Here is a 17,743-nt window from a genome sequence, read left to right as displayed (position 1 = left end):
AAAAAAGCATCCGGAGAATGTCTCGGATGCTTTTTTATCTGAATGTCTACTCAATTAACCCTTATACGCGAGATCTTTCCATCCAGGTCATTGTTCCGAATGAAGCTGACGATTACATACTCGTCTTCATATGACCTTTCGAATGTGTTAATAACGTATTCCGGTGCAACTCTTTTTACGTTAACAATGCAAAAGTCATCCCCCGTACTGCCGTCTGGAGAATCGTATACGGCAATTTCACAACCGGGTCTGACCCCAAAAAGCTTCGCTGATCTGATCGTATCATTTTGTACCGGACGAAAATTCTGTCCGGGAGTGTCTTCAATAGTCTGAACAATGTTCTGAGTTGCGTTAGGTCCTTCGTAGAATACAATAATACCCATGACAATGGTAGTTTTAAGGTGAAAAAATAAGAGATTAAAACAGCGTTTATAATTTCGCTGGAATGAGTAAGGCATGATGTCATGCATACGAAAGCATGAGTCTATGCATAATGCAAAATCTTAAGTACATAAACAGATTATATGTGCAGTTCCCAGCTCTTAATTTGCAGAAAAAATAATTGAACAGCAATCACATTGAACGATATAGACAATCTGGATCCCTTCCTATTGAGGTTAATTGAGTCTGTGCTAAACGATATGATTATTTTGAATAAAAGCTATATACAGGTTGGTCTTATGAATGTAGAAAAATTTCAGCTAACAACAAACTTTCTGACTATCTTTTTCTACCTGGCTGTCCAGTTCACATAACATCTATGTATCATTCTGCCACGGCAGAGATACAAAGAAATTTGATAGAATAAAGGCATTAAATCCAGTGAATTACCTACCTTTGAATCAGCCAACGTTTTTTTTTGCTTTAGTTTTTAAAAGACAGAACAGAGAATGCCTTCCCTCCACGCCAACAGAATATGACTACAATGCGGCAAAAAGATTGTTCCTGCAGAAGGCAATGCTTTTGTTCTTTCTGTGCAAGCGTTTAACTTCCCATTCCCCGTCTACACCGATTGCAGGTTTATTTCTTTTATTGTACAGACTGATACTATTGCGTGGCATTATTCCACAACCTCCTTATGGCTATTGGTTACAGCTTGATCCAGCGTTTTATCACATTTAAAAGCCAACAAAATGTCAAAACGATTTACCTTAAAGAAGAACATTCTTCTAAGAAAGGAGTTTGCACTTGCCTATGTGCTCTTTATGCTTTTTGCAGGATGTAAAAAGACCATACACGAAATTATACTGGATGATTACCAGCAAACCAATCTTGCAGCAGATGTAAATGGCTATGGCGCTGCAAGGCTAGACCCCAACCTTGTCAATGCCTGGGGTATTGCAGCGGCGCCCAGTGGTCCTCTCTGGCTGTCGGCAGCTGAGACAGGATTAAGTACAATTTACGATAAAACGGGCGCTACACTACGCCCTCCGGTAGCCATTCCGGGTCCGGGTAATACGGGTAAAGGAGCGCCAACAGGGGTTGTATTTAACGCAACAACCGATTTCGCTATCCTCTGGGGAAAAACCACAACACCCAGCAGATTCATTTTTGCTACCGAAGATGGTACGCTTGCTGCCTGGGGTCCCGGTACCGGCAACACTGCTGTAATTGTAGCCGACAGATCACCCTGGGAGGCCGTGTATAAAGGACTGGCAATGGCAAGTGATGGCGGCAATAATTTTCTCTATGCAACCAATTTCAGAGAAGGGAAAGTGGATGTTTTTGATAAGGACTTTCAGCTCGTTACCGGCAAACCATTCCATGATCCTGCTATCCCTGCCGGTTTTGCTCCTTTCAATATCAGGCTGATAGGAGATAAATTATTCGTTACCTATGCGAAACAGGAACTACCGGACAAAGAAGATGACGAGCCTGGTCCCGGTAATGGATATGTAGATATTTATCGCACCAATGGCGTACTTGTAAAACGCTTTGCTGCTAGGGGTGCTCTTAACTCTCCCTGGGGAATGGTCGAATCCGGCACTCCCTTCTGCAAACTTAATCATGCCATCTTAATCGGCAATTTTGGTGATGGCCGCATTAACATGTATGATGATAACGGAAAGCTTGTGGGACCATTAAGTTCCTGGGGTAAACCTATCTCTATTGAAGGTTTATGGGCACTGGAAAATAAAATTCCCCTGGCTAATCCCAAACAACTATTCTTTACTGCAGGCCCTGGTGACGAATCACATGGCTTGTTTGGTTACCTGCTAAAAGCTCATTAATAAGGTATACACTAATATCGATCTGCAGCAGAGGTCACATAATGTGGCCTCTGTCATTTTAAAGTGGAAAGGTGTGAGTTTCTCCGGTACTTTTGTTTATATAATGTATAACCTATTTTATGTAGCGATACCTGAAAAATAGCAGTTAACAAATTGAACGCCTGGCCATACTTTCTGAACGCTTGCCTATATTTTGCTGCCGGCTTTCACATCTACCTTTGACAGCAAAACATCAACAGAATGAACAAAAGATATTTCCTGGCATTGGCAGATTACAATATCTGGGCAAATAATATTGTTATTGAATGGTTGCATCAAATCAATGATGAACAATGGGAACAAAGTATCATCAGTAGTTTCAGCAATATCAGGCAAACCGCAACTCATATTGCCAGTGCTGAAAAGATCTGGATTGATTTCTGGAACAATGTTTCTGATCCGGTTTTTCTATCCAGGGAGTTTAACGGAACGAAAAATGATTTAACAGAGATCTGGAAAAATTCATCTGCAGGTTTGAAAAACTTCATTGAAAAATATCCGGAAGAAAATTATGAGCAACAAGTCGTTTTTAAATGGCCAGGAGGCGGAGAAGACCAAATGGAATTTGTGTAAACATTTTCTCATGTCATTAACCACTCCACCTACCATCGCGGACAATTGGTAAACATGTTACGTCAGGTTGGCTTCACACAGCTTTCTTCAACTGATCTGGCTACTTACTACCGTGTGACCGGTCAAAAGCAGTAAGATTAAAATAGCCTAGCATTATCTACTAGATAATTATGATATATAAAAACGGGGTACTATTACATAAAAAACAGTAAATTCGGGTAGACCCGTTATCAATGAGTAATGCCATACACCTGTATATGACCCGTAATCTAAACCCACTAACTTCTTATAAGCCATCAATTTCCAACAAGGGATAGCTGAAAACCTTCAGAAAAGAGTAAGCATTTATTTCCTCCTAAATGACCGTTTATGAAAAAGAAAACCAAGAAAAAACTGAGTATCAGTAAAATGAAAATTGCAAGGCTGAGTGAAACAGCAGAAAAGAAAATGCAGGCCGCTACCATTCCGCCCAACACATTCTGGTGTACCACAACAGGGTTGTAATACTAATATACCCGTATTAAGCCGATACCGATAAGCCAGCAGTGATCATACCGGCTTATTGGCTTAAGTGACTACACAGTAGCGGTATTAGAGAAATTATGATAAAAAAGCCTGTCCGCCCTGGTGAACAGGCTTTTTTTATCCAGGCTCATGATGGAGACAGGCAGAATTTGCACCCGCAGGAGCTTGTTACGGACCTCCCAAATGTTAACAGCCAGGCAGCAAACCTGACCTTTCATATTACGTGAAAACTATATAAAATAGTATAATCACCTGCGTTGTAACCTCCAGGTATGCACTCAAAATACTAAGCCCATGGCTTAATTGGGGTTAAATCAAGACTACTATTGCTATATCTATCAATGAAGTAGTCGTTATGAAGGCGCTATAACATTGGCTTAACAACTGGAAGTTGGAATTTTTTCTTACTTTTCCGCCGCCAACTTTACCTTATGTTCTTACGTTTTAAGGCAACCCCATCCGTTGCTTTTACCTATGTCGTATTTTTTATAATGCTTTTGCTGAGCGTCTCTGCTCATGCGCAGTTAAAAGCGGATTTTACTCCCAGTAAGACGAGCGACTGCGAAAGTCTGATCACTAAATTTAACGATAACTCAACCGGTAACCCTGTTTCCTGGCAGTGGAACCTCGGTAATGGCTTTACCTCTACAGAGAAAAGCCCCAGCGCTTCCTATACTACTGCCGGCACTTTCACAGTAACGTTAACCGTGAAGGATGCTGCGGGCAATACCAGTACCGCAACCAGGAACGTTACCGTATGGGAGAAACCCAAACCGGATTTTACCGCCAGCCCGGCCAAAGGATGTATACCTTTTGACGTTACTTTCACGGATAAATCGAATCCTGTGAACGGCACCATCACGGCCTATAGCTGGGATTTCGGTGACGGCGCTACCGGCTCCGGCAGCAGCCCTGTGCATACATACAATAATGTATTGTCGCCTACGGTTACCCTTACCATCACTAATAGTAACGGCTGTACGGCATCAAAACAGATCAGCAATATTGTGGATGCATCGGCCTCTCTCATCGCTAATTTCAGCGTGTCTGACAAGTTCCTGTGCACAGCCCCCGGCGCGCTGACAGTTACCAATACTTCCAGCGGTCCGGGTAACCTTACGTATAAATGGGATTTTGGTGATGGCGGTACCGCTTCAGGTGCCAGTCCAGCTCCGCATAACTATACCGCCAAAGGCGTCTACAATGTAACACTTACCGTTACCAGTGATAAAGGGTGCACCGCCACCCAAACGTCCGGAGAGATCAACGTGGCCAACTTCAAAACGGATTTCCAGTTGCCAGCCAGCATCTGCGAGAACACTACCACTACCACGTTCACCGCTGCTAACACTCCACAACCCAACAACATTACCTGGAGCGTTGACAAAGGTTACATATATGGTTCTGGCAATGGCAACACGGCTTCTTACTATCCTGGCGGCGCCGGTACTGTAAAAGTTACTATGACGGCTGACTATGGAAAGTGCCAGGAGAGCGTGACGAAGGATTATGTGGTAAAAACTGCGCCACAAGCTGATTTTGTAACCGATCAAAAACCTATCTGTGATGTGCCTGCCACCGTGAAATTGACAGATAAATCGCAGGGCGCCACCAGCTGGAATTGGGAATTTGGCAACGGCATGACATCCAACCTACAAAGTCCTTCTGTTACCTACAACGAACTGGGATATTTCGGTATAGTGCTCACCGTCAGCAATGCATCTGGCTGCACCAGCGCAGTACAACATTTTGTGAATGTGGCAAAACCGGAGGTCTATGCATATGCAACTGTTTATGAGGGCTGTGAAGGACTGAGCCCTACTTTTAGCGGATCAGTCAACACTGGCGATGCCATTGTCGGCTATGAATGGGATTTCGGCGATGGCAGCCCAAAATCGACAGATGCCACGCCAACACATATATATAACAAGGAAGGTACATACCCCGTAAATCTGACCTATACAACAACCAATGGTTGTAAAGGAACGGTACCCTTGACTATGTATGGCGCCATCCGGGTGTATAAAAAACCTAAGCCTGATTTTTCATCTCCGGAAGCTCCGCAGATCTGTGGCAACAACTGGGTGCATTTCAACAGTACTACAGATGTAGGCAACTCCTGGGCCTGGGATTTCGGCGACTACTCCGGTGCCCCCGGACAGAATACAATGCATAGCTACAGGGAGCCCGGCACTTATACGGTATCGCTGACCGTTTCAAATTACGGTTGCAGTGAAACGGTCACCAAAACGGCGTATATCACAGCAGTGAATCCTTTTCCACGCTTCAGCAGGCAAAATATTGACTGCGATCACCGTACTGAGGTCAGCTTTGATGAACAATCGCTAGGTACCATTACTAAGTGGAAATGGAGCTGGGGGGATGGAAAGGAGAATACGTATACTACAAAAACAAGCCCTGCCACACACAAATATGGCAAAACAGGCGCATACCTGGTAAAACTGACCGTCACCGACGGCACCTGCACCAGCACTGACTCTCTGAGCATTAACGTATATGCGCCATCACCCATTACCATTACCACAGATAAAACAACGCTGTGCGGCAACGAAACGCTCAAGCCCAGTGTAACGTCTATCGACGGATCTATATACAACTATTCCTATGCATGGTTCTCTTCAGATGGTACTCCCGCCTACTGGAATTATTATGATTACCAGAATGCTTCCTTTACAAACCTGCAACCCGGCAGGGATACTATCCGCTTTGTAGCGTATAACCTGCAGGGATGCCCTGATAGTAGCAATAAGGTGGTTGTGAATGTACACGGGCCAGTGGCTAAATTCCTCTCTCCTGACGTGCTGGAATGCCGGGGTACGGAGCTTACCTTCACTGACCAGACAGATGTTTCCAAGGGAAAGCCTATAAAAAGCTGGTCATGGGACTTCGACGACGGGAATCCTGTAAAGGTATTTACCGCGCCCCCTTTCAAATACACATACAACAAGTCCGGTTATTTCAATCCAAAGCTGACTGTTACAGACCAGGATGGCTGTACCAGCACCGCTACCAACAACTATCTGCAGGTGAACGGCCCTAATGCGGATTTTACGCCCAGTGCAACGCTGGTGCCTCCGGGTGGAGATGTATGGTTCTATAACAATACCACTGAAACGGGTGGTTATGCTACTTACGAATGGGACTTCGGTGATAATACTACTTCCACGGATAACAGTCCGTATAAGGTCTATCCTGATAAAGGCATCTACACAGTGAAGCTGCAGGTAAAGGATGATAATGGCTGTAGAGACAGCATTGAAAAAAAGATCAAGGTGTCCAGTGTCAGTGCAAACTTTACCGTCACCACTACATTTGTAAATAATAGCGGTTGTCCGCCGGTATTAGCCCGTTTCACCAATACATCCGTTAACTACACCAGTTCATACTGGGATTTTGGCGATGGCAGCATTGCGACCATCAGCGATCCTTCTCATACATACACCTATGCAGGGAAGTATAAAGTGAAGCTGAAAGTGGTGGGTGATGCTGGTACTGAAGATGAGTATGAGCAGGAAGTAGAGGTAAAGGGGCCTTACGCGACTATCGAGACTTCCTCTAATGGCGGCTGTCTCACAAAAGAGATAGAATTCAAAGTAACCGCAACCGCTGCTGTTAATTTTGCCTGGGACTTTACGGATGGTATTGTGCTGGAAACAGCGGACGCCACCATTAAACACACCTTTAAAGAACCTGGCATTTACAAGCCGCGTCTCATCCTCTCAGACCAGGCAGGTTGTAAGGGTACTGCCTTCCTGCAGGATCCTATTGTGATAGACAAACTGGACGTACAACTGACGTCTGAGCCCGTATTTGTATGTGATGAAGGCTGGATCTCTTTTACGCCTACATTCAACAGTTATTCCATTGACGAATTGAAAAAAGAGGCGAAATACAAATGGACATATGAGGCCGGACTACAGGCTGAAAATGACACGTCTGCCACTCCCCGTTTCTACCTGGATACAATAAAAGGATATGATTTCAGCCTTACCACCACTACGGCTTTTGGCTGTACCCAAACGGTGAGCAAAACGGTGCATGCCTATCCTAAGCCAGTATTGGCTATTACCGGCCCTCCACAGGCCTGCCAGGATGCGCCGGTAAGCTTTAGTGGAACGGTGAGCAAGGTGAGTGATGTGAGCTGGAAATGGGATTTCGGTAACGGCAATACCAGCACTGTACAACAACCTGCTGACCAGACATACAGCAAGACCGGTCCTGCAGAAGTGGCGTTAGTAGTTACCAGCACGGATGGCTGCAGCGATGCGGCAAGTCACAACATTAACATCCTCCCTAAACCGGAAGCCCATGCTACCGCTGCGTCTGCGTTCGTATGCCTTGGCAAGAGTACTGCACTGAATGCCAGCGGCGGAGTCAGTTATGAATGGACACCAGCACTGGGCCTGAGCAATCCACAGGCACCTGATCCTGTAGCTGCTCCCGAGGTAAGCACGACCTACCAGGTAAGCGTAACTGATGCCAATGGTTGTACCAATACAGACAACGTAAGCATCCGCGTAGCGCAGCCATTCACGATACTGGCCACACCAGATACCATATTGTGTTTGGGGTATGTGCTGCCCCTATGGGTATCGGGCGCAGATCATTATGCATGGAAAGGCGAAGGCCTGGACAATGTTAACAGCCCCTACCCACATGCCACTATCAACGCAGCGGGTAACTATACTTATGAGGTAACCGGTTACGATGCGGACGGTTGCTTTACCCATGATACATCGCTGATAGTAGGTGTACACCCTTCGCCAACGATCGATGCAGGACCTGACCACACAGTGATGGCAGGTCAGCCGGTAACATTGATCGTACAAGGTAGCGCGGATATTGTAAAATGGACCTGGGCGCCACCGGAATATCTGAGTTGTGCCACCTGCTCCGCTCCGCAGGCCTTGCCTAATCTATCCACCACTTATACAGTGGAGGTTGAGAACGGCTACGGTTGCAAGGCTATAGATGCAGTGCTTGTGAATGTAACCTGTAACAAAGGTGCTGTATTCCTGCCTAATGCCTTTACGCCCAACAAAGATGGAAAGAATGAATGGTTCTACCCCATGGGGCGCGGTATAAAAGAAGTAAAGTGGATGCGTATTTATGACAGATGGGGCAGCCTGGTGTTTGAAAAGACACATTTCCAGATCAACTCGCCCTCTGCAGGTTGGGATGGCACCTGGAAGAACCAGATAGCGCCTATTGGCACTTATGTATATGCCATGGAAGCTGTGTGCGAGGAAGATACGAGCTTCCTGTTCAGAGGTGTGGTTACTGTGGTGAAATAAAATTAAGATAGCCTGACGCCGTCAGGTACCCGGGGATATATAAAAAGAGCCTCTCAGCTTTTTTGGGCTGACAGGCTCTTTTTATATATTCCGGCATCTGTTACACTTCAGCTACCAGTTCAATGACTACATTAAACCTTGTGTTTCGAAGTTGAAAGGTAGTTCCGGTATATTGAACTAACTATCTCTTCTGGCGGATCTTCAATACATAAACAGCAGTCGTACCACCATCCGAAACATCCAGATCTTTGGAAGTAACCGTTGCATCCTGTATGTGTGGCGCTATACCATCCAGCATACGACCTGCGCCATTATATGTAGCCCGGCCACCTGGAGCTCCGGCTACCCAGGTAGTATCTACAAATATAGATGCAGTGCCAATACCACCAGAGGTAAAATTTGCGATACTATCCCTTACCACTTCCAGATTTTTCTGATTCAGCACTGCTGTTTTCAGGCCAAGTGCATATGCTGTAATAGCAGAAGGATCGGAAACCTCGTGGTCTTTGCTGGCGGCAAACCATGTACTGCCATAAGGGTAGGAATACACCAGGAGGTTGCCTGCTGATTCAACCTTTGCCCCCCCACCTATCAAAGTGTAGGCGTTCTCAATAGTTACAGCTGTAGCCGGATGAGGCAGCACACTTGAAGTGTTAGAAAACAGCCACATGTTTGAGGTAAGATCATTTTTAGTAAGTCCGGTTACTTTCAGTCCGACTGCATATCCAAACAGCGTGTGTACATAAGAATTAATATGGTCTGTAGATGCGGCATGCCAGGTGGTGAAGTCTGTGTCCGGGTAAGAAGCAGTTAAAAATGCAGAAGACGCAGCTACCAACGGGGAGGCTACAGCACCTCCGCCAATTAAAGCATAACCATCCGGGACTTTAACATCCAATTGAAGATTGGTGCCCGAGGTATAACTGGTCACAATTGCTATTTGCACCGTTCCCGACCAGTCGGTTCCATATTCAATACTTTTCAATAGGGGGCTTGCTGCTTTCCTGGCAGTTGCGGCAGGGGCAAGTTTGCTGTCCTGAATAGCCTGCTCTTTTTTGCATGCAGTCATGCAAATGAGCAATGCTGCCCATAAGAGGCTCATTGATTTTGACATAGGGCGTTAGTTTAGTTGATTGGGGAATGAGGGTTTAATCGATAGGGTAACATTCCCAGTGATTAGAAATTGGTTATCGCTTACAATTTAATTCGTTTCTTTTGGAATAGGCAAAACTCTTATTTATCCTAAATAGTTGCATACTGTAAGGGCCGCAACTACGCCAGATCGCGGTTTCATTAAGGGTTGACATTCTACTCATTCTATTACTTATTACTGCATTAAAATGGCAGATAGTGCTGTGCAGGAACAAGGTACTGTTACTGTTATACATGGCGGTCCATGGGGCGTATTATTATTCACTGCATCGACTGTTATTTAAGACGCTGCAACAATCTTTTTACGATGTTGCTCACCCCATTTCTGCATTGATATCAATACATCGGAAAGCGTTTCACTGTATGTTGTAAGCGCATATTCTACCGTAACAGGTTTTGTATCACATACTGTTCTGCTGACAAGCCCGTTCATCTCCAGCTCCTGTAATTCTTTCGATAATATTCGCGGAGAAATATCCGCCTCTCTGGATAATTCCTTGAACCTCCGTTTGCCGCCTCTGAGTATGGATAGCAATACCAGCTTCCACTTCCCTCCCACTACATCAAGTGTATCCTGGATGGCCATTCTTGTTTTGCTACAGGTCTCGGGATCCAGTTTACAGGAATATTTTTTATTCATAAAAACAAGTTTGTACCGGTATCCTTTTTGTAACCGGTATTCTAATTGTAACAGGTAACAAAGTTACACCATCCCGCGATAATTTTGTGTTCCATTAAATTAAACGGAATCGCAAAAATGTCACAGAAAGCAATTAAATCAATTGGCTGGGTTATCACTATCCTATTAGCTCTTTTTTTTGGATTGACCTCCATTTTAAAAATTATAGAAAACGAAAAGATCGTTGCTCAGACAGCAGCCATAGGAATTGATGTCGGGATGATTCGGATACTGGGGCTTATTGAGTTCTTTTCCATTATCCTGTTTATTGTACCGCGTACCGGAGTTGTTGGTACACTTTTACTCATCGCTTATATGGGCGGCGTGATGGCAACTGCCCTTCAGCATCAACAGCCAATGGCAATGTTTACTGTAATACAGGTGTTGATCTGGATAGCGGCGGTGCTTCGCTTTCCTGAATTGGGACAGCGGTTGTTCCAGAGAACCTAATCGGGGCGCGACATTAAGAATAAAATAAAATGACAATGAGATTATTTGAAAAAGTAACAGCAGGAAGGCAAACACTGAAGAACAGCATTGCGATGGCTCCCATGACACGTAGCCGCGCTAATAGTGAAGGAGTGGTAAATGACTTAACTGTGTTGTATTATACACAGCGGGTAAGTGCAGGGCTGATCATTACAGAGGGTATCAATATTTCAGAACAGGCGCTGGGGAGTCCCTGGACTCCCGGCATATATACCCCGGAACAAATCGATGCCTGGAAGAAGGTGACCAGCGCTGTTCATGATAAGGGAGGCCTTATTTACGCACAGCTTTGGCATACAGGCCGTGTTGGGCATTCTGTAGACAGAAATGGAAAACTTCCCGTTGCACCGTCTGCAATTGCGATTAAAGGGCAGCATTTTAGCTCACAGGGAATGAAAGATTACGAAACACCTCATGAACTGACGATGCCTGAAATCAGGCAGATTGTGCGCGATTACGGCCAGGCGGCAAAGAATGCTATTGATGCAGGTTTTGATGGCGTTGAACTGCATGCTGCGTTTGGGTATCTGCCTAACCAGTTTTTATGCGAAAGTGCCAACCAGAGAACAGATGAGTATGGAGGAAGCATCGAAAACAGGAACCGTTTTGTGCTGGAAGTGATACAGGAGCTGGTTAATGCAGCAGGCAGCGATAAAGTTGGCATCAAACTATCACCAACCAATGCTTACAATAATATTGAAAACAGCGATCCTGTAGCGCAGTTCAAAACCTTAATTGAAGCATTGAACCAAATGCCATTGGCATATATTCATTTGATGAACGCCATGTTCCCCTTAGATAAATTCCCACATTATCCAAAAGACGTAATGGGAACATTTGGCCCGATCAGCAAACATCTGGTGATTGCGAATGCAGGTTACAATAAAGAAACAGGGGAAGCTGAATTGGAAAAAGGGATTGCCGGAATGATCTCTTACGGCGCATTGTTCCTGGCCAATCCTGATTTACCCAGACGATTTGAACTGAATGCCGGACTGAATGAACCAGACAGAGCAACTATGTTTGGCGGTGGTGAAAAAGGATATACCGATTATCCATTTTTAAGAGACTAGCCTGGGCTATCTTTTAGCGAAAGGTGTAGAAAACCAGGGACAAGCCTCTTTAAGAAAGGCTCGTTCCTGGTTTTTAGCTATATATGCCTAACCCGCTCTTCTTCTTCCTTTTCAGCATCATCGTAAATAGGTTTCATCGAAGCTGTCCTCCATCCTGTTGCAATTGCAAATGAACATCCGGATTGTATATTTCCATAATACGTGAAGGATAACTAAGTTCCTTAAACTGATATAGACGGTATAATTCATGTGCATCCAAAGTGCTCAGCATTTTCCTCCTCAAACGTTTGGACCAGGGCTGCTCTAATATATGAAACAGTATTTTCTTCGCAACTCCTTTTCCCTGATATTCCGGTAATACCAGAAAGTCTGCGAACCAGCCAAAAGTGCAATAATCTGTTATTACCCGTCCAAACCCAATCTGCTTTTCACCGACAAAGACCCCGACGCAATAGGAGTTAGTAAGAGAATTGTCGACCAGCCCATAAGAAATGCCTTTAGCCCAATAAGAATCTTCGCTCAGGAACCGATGTACCATTTTAACATCCATATTCTCCTTGCCTGTTTTGATAACTACATCCAACATGTTTATTGTGATTTATGATGCAAAACTATATCCGAAGTGCAATTAAACACAGTCTCAGTTTTGTGTATTTTAATGGACACAGTTACCTTTATGATATGAAAGATGATTTTCTTTACCTGGAGATATCAAACAATATTGCCACGCTAATCAGGGACGGCGTTTTAAAAGTGGGCGATCGCCTGCCCTCGGTCAGAACCTTGTGTCAGGAACATAACATTAGCATGAACACGGCTAAAAGGGTATTCCTGGAGTTGGAAGCCCAGTCACTCATCAACTCAAAACCACAGTCCGGATATTTTGTAAGCCATCTGCCTTATCAAAGATTCGCACTTCCTGCCGTCAGCAAACCTTCACCGGTCCTCAATAATAAGGAGCCGGAAGAATTGCTCCGCAAAGTGTACGCCAATACGGGCAAAAAAGACCTTATGCTTTTCTCCGTCGGAGCGCCTGCCGGGCAATTACTACCTTTAGCTAAACTGAACAAGGAAATAATGTATGCCACCCGGGATATCGCAGCCAGCGGTACCGCGTATGAACAGATACAAGGGAATGAAGATTTACTACGACTGATTGCAGCCCGTTCCCTCTCCTGGGGAGGAAGGCTTCGGGAAGACGATCTGATCACTACTGCTGGTGGGATGAACGCTTTATCCTTCTGTATGATGGCTTTGGGAAAACCTGGTGATACTATTGCGATGGAAAGCCCCTGCTATCCCGGTAGCCTGCAGTTGGCCAGAAGTTTAGGATTAAAAGTACTTGAACTGCCTACTCACCCTGTTACAGGTGTCGAAATAGAGGCCTTAAAGAAGGTCATTAATAAGATCAACCTTTGTCTTTTGGTTCCCAACTTCAATACTCCCCTGGGCAGCTGTATGCCTGAGGAAAATAAGAAGGAAGTCGTAGCCCTTTTAACGAAACATAACATCCCCCTGATTGAAGATGACATATACGGCGATTTGTTCTTTGGGACGCAGCGCCCTAAATGCTGCAAGACATTTGATACAGAAGGGACAGTTCTATTGTGCAGTTCTTTCTCCAAAACCCTGGCGCCGGGCTATCGTGCGGGATGGGTGGCGCCGGGTAAATACAAGGAACAAATACTTAAGTTAAAACTGGTTCATGCCATATCTTCCCCGACAATTACCCATGCGGCAGTAGCCAGCTTTCTTAAAAGTGGCCGGTATGAACATCACCTTCGAAAGCTACGTTCGGCCCTGCAACAAAACTATCTGCATTATATAGATGCAATAGCTGAATATTTCCCGGAGCATACCAAAATAAGCAGACCACAGGGCGGGCTTGCATTATGGGTTGAATTCAATAAAAAGGTCAATACCGCAGAGCTTTTTGATTCAGCCATGAAATATAAAATAAGCATTGCCCCGGGCAGGATGTTTACCTTCCAGGATCAATTTGAAAACTGTATGCGGCTTTCTATCGGATTGTATTGGGGAGAGGATGTCCGGCTTAAATTAAAACAGCTGGGAGGATTGGTGAGGTCAATGTTATGACTCAGGGCAACTTTGCCACCAGGCGTTCCGGCATCCATTTCAATGCCGTGTAAATGATCTTCCATTTAAATCCAGGTACAATTACAAACCTGTTACCAGCTTCGACCACCGCCTTTGCGACAAAGTCCGGTTCCAGCATCAGCGATTCCGGCAGGTCCAGTCCGGCAGTCATCTTACTGCGGATGTAACCGGCCACGATCACATTTACGGTGACCCGGCTCTTAAACAGGTACTGTCTCAAACCAGCCAGGTATTGTGTGAAGGCCGACTTTGTACTCCCGTAGATAAAATTACTCCTCCTCCCGCGCACCCCGGAAAGGGAAGATAAGCCTATAATTCTTTCCAGCCGGGCGTTCTCTCTATCCATGGCAATAATGTTAAGAATGGATACAGCCCCGGCGTAGTGCACCTGCATCATCCTAAAACTACCTGGAAAATCCATTAAGGCCTCTTCATTATCTTTGAGGTAGCCAGCTGCATACACCACGATATGTGGTTTCTCCGGCAACTGTTCATAAAAGCCAGCATGGCTGTCAAAATCTGTAGCATCAAAATAAAGTACAGTTACCAGTTCCTTCAGGGACTGCTGCTGGTCAACAAACGTATAAAGCGCATCGGTGCTACGGGAGGCTGCCATCACACGGAAACCTTTGGCCGTATACCGGAGGATGGCAGCTTTTGCTACATCCGAATTAGCGCCGAGCAGGAGAACAGTTTTTCTTTGCATAAGCTAAATATAGGAACTCTTCACTGAAATCCGCCCGCACAAATATAGAATGTCATCACAGATCCGGGTATGCAATAACAGTCTTAAACAGTAACAGTTATTCATCATATGACACCCACCAACAATATCATCAAAATTGCAATGCTATGATCACTACTAATTGGTTAACAGATCATTAACCAATTGGGCAAAAAGTATAAAATAACTTTGTGGTGGAAGATACGGGAGCATAATACCAGGATCACTCTGATCGTACTTTAGATTATTACGGCCAACATCCCCATATACCATTCTGTATCTGTTTTGACACTATAGAATGTGATACCACACGCTCAAAAACTATTAAGATGCAAACCAAACAATTCCACCCGATGAGGTTGATGCAATATTTCCTGCTTACCATTATAATAATAACGTTTTCCTCAAACCTTCATGCCCAGCTACCGAAAATCCTGAAAGATGCCAATGACGCGCTTAGAACCGGCACAGAAACGATGAGAACCGTTGGAGTATTTATCGATGCTACCAAAAGGACTACGGATCAGTTTAATAAACACGTAAAGGTGGTAAAGAGCGGTACTCCTCAACCCTCAGTGCCGCCAGACCAAACAACCAAACCAAAATTTAAAAAGGGAGATTTCACTAATATAAAATGGGAGCCTATTGCATACTTTGATGGACAGATATTTCCATCGATGGTGATAAGCATGGCTGATTACAGGGGTACTATCGATAATGCATTTATGAACTCAGTCAAGAGCAGTGCTTTAGGATTCAGATTCCTCAGCAATAGCTCCTACATTCCCTTAAAGTGGGAAATTGAGAGCACCGATAAGTCATACTTTGACAAGGTAAGCGGAGATTTCATGTTTCAGCAGGCAGGTCAGGAAGTATATTTTATGCCGAACATTCCCTGGAATATGTCAACACTTGCAAAACAGGTTTCCAGCTCTCCAATTAATATCATCTTCCGGCTATATGATGAAGACGGCAACAAGGTGGAAAAGTCTGTTCCGTTATTCATGCGCAGTATTAATGATTGTATTTATCGCTATCATGAACAGAAATTCGACTTTCTGTTTACTGCCTTTATCCAGGAGCAACATCCGGAGATTGATAAAATATTAAAAGACGCTTTGAAGACAAAGCTCATCTCCGCCATAAGTGGATACCAGGGCGATGATGTCAATACCATCCTACAGGTAGCAGCCATCTGGAAGGTATTACATGACAGGGGGTTTCAATATAGCAGCATTACTGCAACATCAACCAACAGTACCAATGTTCTAGCCAGTCAGGCAGTGCGGACCTTTGATAACTCTATGAAAACAAATCAGGCGAATTGTGTTGATGGAACCGTGGTATTTGCTTCCTTATTAAGAGCCATTAATATATCAACTGTTATGGTACTGACACATAATCATTGCTTCCTGGGATTTTATACCAGTAGCAAGAGAGATAAGATACTCTACCTGGAAACAACCATGTTGTCCAACTCTGACATCATTGATAAGGCTACAGCGGCTAAAAAGAATCAGGCTTATGTTGATCAGTTTATGCAGGCAGTAAAATATGCGTCTAATAAAGAATATCCGGAATATAAGGCTGCAAACGATCTGGTAGAGATTGACGTTGATTATTACAGGAGTTTTGTAAGACCACTCCCCTTTCAATAGACCAAAATAACAACCGTAAGATCAGCGGAATAAAGGAATGTGATGCGCAGATAAGTTAATGGAGATATTATTACCCTTAGTTGAGTAATGATTGAGGGAATTCTATTCGAAATGGGCTTAAAATATATTCGCATCGCTGCGCCTGACGGGTTTGATATGTTTTCTGATATATTTATACTACCACGTTAGTAGCCCTATCCGACAGAGCTACCATAACCTATAAAAATTTTTATGAGTATTTTTAATTATTTCGCCTGATGCACAGTCAATTATATAATATATATCCTATATTTGTGCCGTAAATTTTATATCCCCTTACACTATGAAAAAATTATTCGCACTTTTTGTGCTTGCAGGAGCAGTAGCTGCAACCTGTAAAGTTCATGCCCAGGAAATTGTTAAAGGAGACCTCGCTTTTCTGAAAGGAGCTACCGGCGTAAACGTTACCTTTGTTTACGACAATCTGACTGTAGGTAAAGAAGGCAAAGAAGCCAATTACATCAAAAGGAAAAAGGCTGAAAAGGATGCCAAAGAACCAGGATCCGGTGCTACCTGGGAAGAGAACTGGCATGCAGACAAAGAAAAAAGCTACAAGCCAAGATTTATCAAACTGCTGTCCAAGTACACAGACTGGCCTTTAAACGAAGACACCAAAGAAAAATATACCATGGTAGTAAACACCAAGTTCATTGAGCCTGGTTACAATGTAGGTATTTCTTCCGGCGCAGCTGAACTGAACCTGGAAATCGCCATTTATGATTCTGCCGACATGAAGAAAGCGCTGTGCAAGATCACTATGGAAGAAGTAAAAGGTGGTAAAGGACAGTTCGATAGTGCCAGCCGTATCGGTGAGGCTTATGCAAAAGCTGGTAAGGAAATTGGTAAGCTGATCGCTAAAAGGATCAAATAATTGCTGAAATATTCAAGTAAAAAAGGGCTCAGGAGACTGGGCCCTTTTTATTTCCGGGTTAGATAGATGTTATATCCAGGGTGCATATGGCTTGCATACAGCCAGCATATGACTAGCATTATCCTTCGTTAATCTTTCGTTCGGAACGAAGGATTAACGAAGGATAATGCTAGTCATATGCTGGTTGTATGCTGGTTGTATGCTGGTTAGAAACACCTGTTACTGTAAACCACCTCAATACCCACGTTATTGGACAT

15 protein-coding genes are annotated in these 17,743 nt (G+C 44.2%); 10 read left to right on the top strand and 5 right to left on the bottom strand.

The window, feature by feature from the left end:
- Window positions 1-50: 50 nt before the first annotated feature.
- Complete coding sequence (locus tag F3I09_RS17035) at window positions 51-383, bottom strand: hypothetical protein (protein ID WP_149696237.1); 333 nt, start codon at window positions 381-383, stop codon at window positions 51-53.
- A gap of 750 nt (window positions 384-1,133) precedes the next feature.
- Here F3I09_RS17035 and F3I09_RS17030 point away from each other — a divergent pair.
- From F3I09_RS17030 to F3I09_RS17020, 5 genes are all read left to right on the top strand, one after another.
- Entirely contained in the window at window positions 1,134-2,231 is a 1,098-nt protein-coding gene (locus F3I09_RS17030; protein ID WP_149696236.1) for a TIGR03118 family protein, read from the top strand.
- 264 nt (window positions 2,232-2,495) lie between these two features.
- On the top strand, window positions 2,496-2,843 hold the full coding sequence (locus F3I09_RS17025; RefSeq protein ID WP_255479762.1) for a DinB family protein: 348 nt from the start codon (window positions 2,496-2,498) through the stop codon (window positions 2,841-2,843).
- 15 nt (window positions 2,844-2,858) lie between these two features.
- A complete protein-coding gene (locus F3I09_RS34430; protein WP_223233283.1) occupies window positions 2,859-2,978 on the top strand; it encodes a DinB family protein in 120 nt (39 codons plus the stop codon).
- Window positions 2,979-3,212: 234 nt separating this feature from the next.
- The gene (locus F3I09_RS34600) at window positions 3,213-3,347 is read left to right on the top strand and encodes a hypothetical protein (RefSeq protein WP_255479761.1); all 135 of its coding nucleotides are present in this window, start codon (window positions 3,213-3,215) and stop codon (window positions 3,345-3,347) included.
- 452 nt (window positions 3,348-3,799) lie between these two features.
- A complete protein-coding gene (locus F3I09_RS17020; protein ID WP_304487124.1) occupies window positions 3,800-8,683 on the top strand; it encodes a PKD domain-containing protein in 4,884 nt (1,627 codons plus the stop codon).
- A 181-nt stretch (window positions 8,684-8,864) separates the two neighbouring features.
- On the opposite strand, the gene F3I09_RS17015 is transcribed toward F3I09_RS17020, so the two are convergent.
- Window positions 8,865-9,797 carry a hypothetical protein gene (locus tag F3I09_RS17015; protein WP_149696235.1) on the bottom strand — a complete coding sequence of 311 codons (933 nt, stop codon included), beginning with the start codon at window positions 9,795-9,797 and terminating at the stop codon, window positions 8,865-8,867.
- Window positions 9,798-10,115: 318 nt separating this feature from the next.
- Window positions 10,116-10,475, bottom strand: a complete 360-nt coding sequence (locus tag F3I09_RS17010) for a helix-turn-helix domain-containing protein (protein ID WP_149696234.1) — start codon at window positions 10,473-10,475, stop codon at window positions 10,116-10,118.
- A gap of 117 nt (window positions 10,476-10,592) precedes the next feature.
- On the opposite strand from F3I09_RS17010, the gene F3I09_RS17000 reads away from it, so the two are divergent.
- Both F3I09_RS17000 and F3I09_RS16995 read left to right on the top strand, forming a co-directional pair.
- The gene (locus F3I09_RS17000; RefSeq protein WP_149696233.1) at window positions 10,593-10,964 is read left to right on the top strand and encodes a DoxX family protein; all 372 of its coding nucleotides are present in this window, start codon (window positions 10,593-10,595) and stop codon (window positions 10,962-10,964) included.
- A gap of 35 nt (window positions 10,965-10,999) precedes the next feature.
- Complete coding sequence (locus F3I09_RS16995; RefSeq protein ID WP_149696232.1) at window positions 11,000-12,076, top strand: alkene reductase; 1,077 nt, start codon at window positions 11,000-11,002, stop codon at window positions 12,074-12,076.
- Window positions 12,077-12,209: 133 nt separating this feature from the next.
- Here the strand turns inward: F3I09_RS16995 and F3I09_RS16990 are convergent, their stop codons facing one another.
- A complete protein-coding gene (locus F3I09_RS16990; protein ID WP_149696231.1) occupies window positions 12,210-12,662 on the bottom strand; it encodes a GNAT family N-acetyltransferase in 453 nt (150 codons plus the stop codon).
- 95 nt (window positions 12,663-12,757) lie between these two features.
- On the opposite strand from F3I09_RS16990, the gene F3I09_RS16985 reads away from it, so the two are divergent.
- Complete coding sequence (locus F3I09_RS16985) at window positions 12,758-14,173, top strand: PLP-dependent aminotransferase family protein (protein ID WP_149696230.1); 1,416 nt, start codon at window positions 12,758-12,760, stop codon at window positions 14,171-14,173.
- Between the two features lies 1 nt (window position 14,174).
- Here F3I09_RS16985 and F3I09_RS16980 read toward each other — a convergent pair whose 3' ends face one another.
- Window positions 14,175-14,900, bottom strand: a complete 726-nt coding sequence (locus F3I09_RS16980) for an SDR family NAD(P)-dependent oxidoreductase (RefSeq protein WP_149696229.1) — start codon at window positions 14,898-14,900, stop codon at window positions 14,175-14,177.
- Window positions 14,901-15,247: 347 nt separating this feature from the next.
- Between F3I09_RS16980 and F3I09_RS16975 the strand changes: the two genes are divergently transcribed.
- On the top strand, window positions 15,248-16,576 hold the full coding sequence (locus F3I09_RS16975; RefSeq protein ID WP_149696228.1) for a hypothetical protein: 1,329 nt from the start codon (window positions 15,248-15,250) through the stop codon (window positions 16,574-16,576).
- 322 nt (window positions 16,577-16,898) lie between these two features.
- A complete protein-coding gene (locus F3I09_RS16970) occupies window positions 16,899-17,486 on the top strand; it encodes a hypothetical protein (protein ID WP_149696227.1) in 588 nt (195 codons plus the stop codon).
- The last annotated feature ends 257 nt before the right edge of the window (window positions 17,487-17,743 follow it).

The organism is Chitinophaga sp. CF418, from assembly GCF_900142925.1.
GTDB lineage: Bacteria > Bacteroidota > Bacteroidia > Chitinophagales > Chitinophagaceae > Chitinophaga.
Note: the sequence above shows the minus strand (reverse complement) of the source record. Positions and strands in the feature narration are given on the sequence as shown.

Excerpts from the sequence above, each read along its gene's own strand:
- F3I09_RS17015 (WP_149696235.1), bottom strand. The coding sequence starts at position 9,797 with ATGTCAAAATCAATGAGCCTCTTATGGGCAGCATTGCTCATTTGCATG.
- F3I09_RS17020 (WP_304487124.1), top strand. The coding sequence starts at position 3,800 with ATGTTCTTACGTTTTAAGGCAACCCCATCCGTTGCTTTTACCTATGTC.
- F3I09_RS16995 (WP_149696232.1), top strand. The coding sequence starts at position 11,000 with ATGAGATTATTTGAAAAAGTAACAGCAGGAAGGCAAACACTGAAGAAC.
- F3I09_RS16975 (WP_149696228.1), top strand. The coding sequence starts at position 15,248 with ATGCAAACCAAACAATTCCACCCGATGAGGTTGATGCAATATTTCCTG.
- F3I09_RS17010 (WP_149696234.1), bottom strand. The coding sequence starts at position 10,475 with ATGAATAAAAAATATTCCTGTAAACTGGATCCCGAGACCTGTAGCAAA.
- F3I09_RS16990 (WP_149696231.1), bottom strand. The coding sequence starts at position 12,662 with ATGTTGGATGTAGTTATCAAAACAGGCAAGGAGAATATGGATGTTAAA.
- F3I09_RS17030 (WP_149696236.1), top strand. The coding sequence starts at position 1,134 with ATGTCAAAACGATTTACCTTAAAGAAGAACATTCTTCTAAGAAAGGAG.
- F3I09_RS16985 (WP_149696230.1), top strand. The coding sequence starts at position 12,758 with ATGAAAGATGATTTTCTTTACCTGGAGATATCAAACAATATTGCCACG.
- F3I09_RS16970 (WP_149696227.1), top strand. The coding sequence starts at position 16,899 with ATGAAAAAATTATTCGCACTTTTTGTGCTTGCAGGAGCAGTAGCTGCA.
- F3I09_RS34600 (WP_255479761.1), top strand. The coding sequence starts at position 3,213 with ATGAAAAAGAAAACCAAGAAAAAACTGAGTATCAGTAAAATGAAAATT.
- F3I09_RS17000 (WP_149696233.1), top strand. The coding sequence starts at position 10,593 with ATGTCACAGAAAGCAATTAAATCAATTGGCTGGGTTATCACTATCCTA.
- F3I09_RS17035 (WP_149696237.1), bottom strand. The coding sequence starts at position 383 with ATGGGTATTATTGTATTCTACGAAGGACCTAACGCAACTCAGAACATT.
- F3I09_RS16980 (WP_149696229.1), bottom strand. The coding sequence starts at position 14,900 with ATGCAAAGAAAAACTGTTCTCCTGCTCGGCGCTAATTCGGATGTAGCA.